This window comes from Blastococcus mobilis (assembly GCF_900188025.1).
Classification (GTDB): Bacteria; Actinomycetota; Actinomycetes; order Mycobacteriales; family Geodermatophilaceae; genus Blastococcus_B; species Blastococcus_B mobilis.
This window is the reverse complement of the sequence record NZ_FZNO01000077.1, coordinates 1-1,464: the sequence shown is the minus strand read 5'-3', so window position 1 is coordinate 1,464 and position 1,464 is coordinate 1. Positions and strand designations below refer to the sequence as shown.

Below are 1,464 nucleotides of genomic sequence, written 5' to 3'. Positions count from 1 at the left end.
GGAGGTTGTCCCGAGTTCCGTAGAACTTCGGTGGCGGCCCGTTGTGCGTCAGGCTGCGACGACCTCCCCATCGTGCATGACGGGTGTGACAGTTCCTGCGATCTCGGCGTCGAGCGCGGCGCGCAGCTTCGCCAGGTGCAGATGACCGTTGACCCGGCGGAACTGCTTGCCGGCCTCGACCATCCCGGCGGCGCACCAGCGCAGCGCCATCTGCCCGTCGCGCCAGCGCTTGACGTTGGCCGAGTGAGTCCGGCAGATGGAGATCATGCTCTCGATGGCGTTGGTCGAGCGCAGCGTGCGGGCCAGCGTCGGGGGCACGCCCAGGCGCAGCACGGTGAGGGTCTCGGCCAGGCCCTCGCGCAGGCTGGCGGCCGCGCCGGGGTGGGTCTTGTCCAGCTCGCGGGCCAGGGCGGTCAGGGCGGCCTCGGCCTCCAGGGCGGAGTTGGCGTGGTAGGCGGCGCGCATCTTCTTGCCGACCGGACCGCGCAGCCGCTGCGGTAAGCGGTCCTGAACGTTGCGGATCTTGTGCAGCTGGCAGCGTTGGATGACCGGGTGGTCGAAGACGTCGGCCACGGCCTTGCGTAGCGCCTTGGCGCCGTCGATGCCGACCAGGATCGGGCGGGTCACGTCCAGCCCGCGGTCGCGCAGGCCGGTGAGCAGGTCGGTGACGACGGTGGCGTTCTCCGTCGCGCCCTCGACCAGCGCCAGCGGGTGCTTGGTCCCGTCGGCGTCGATGCCCAGGGCGACGACGCAGCAGGACTCGCCGAAGTGCACCCCGTCGATCATCAGCGCGATCAGGTCCAGGCCGGTCAGGTCGGCGGCGAGCAGGTCGGCCAGCGCGGTCTCGGTCATCGCCACGAACTTGCGGGAGACCGCGGACTTGCTCGTCGAGCTCGCCGCGGCGGCGACCTGCTCGCCCACCGGTTCCAGGCCGATCGGGTAACGGCGGGTGGATAGCCCGGCCAGCATCCGCTCCATCGCCATCGCCCCGAGCAGCTCGGTGCTGCTGAACAGCTCGTAGGACGGCACGGGCAGCTCGCCGGAGCCGTCGGCGGCGCGCACCCGCGGCCGGCTCACCGGCACCCGCCGCCCGCCCAGGGTGACCGAGCCGCGCTCGGTGCCATGCCGGACCGCGGTGCGGTCGGGATCGTGCTTGCCCTTCGGGCCGGCCAGCGCGGTGACGTCGGCCTCCATCAGCACCTGCATGACCTGCAGGCCGGTGCCCACGGCCAGCGCCAGCAGACCCTCGCGCATTGAGCCGGCGATCTCGGCCATCGCCACGTTCACCCGCTCCGGCACAGCAAAGCCGTCCCCGACGGGCGTGTCGATCTTGTCGTTCTGGTACTTCTTGGTCACGGCGGTCCCCTGTCGAAGTGGTGTCTTGGCGGACGCCCAACACCTACCTCACGGCCGGTGCGGGCAGGGGGCCGCCACCTCAACTTCTACGAGACCCGGGACAACCTC

At 71.4% G+C, this 1,464-nt stretch carries 1 protein-coding gene; it reads right to left on the bottom strand.

Going from position 1 to position 1,464, the window contains the following annotated elements; all coding sequences use genetic code 11:
- Window positions 1-48: 48 nt before the first annotated feature.
- Window positions 49-1,356 carry an IS256 family transposase gene (locus tag CHB94_RS24305; RefSeq protein WP_089339106.1) on the bottom strand — a complete coding sequence of 436 codons (1,308 nt, stop codon included), beginning with the start codon at window positions 1,354-1,356 and terminating at the stop codon, window positions 49-51.
- Window positions 1,357-1,464: the final 108 nt, after the last annotated feature.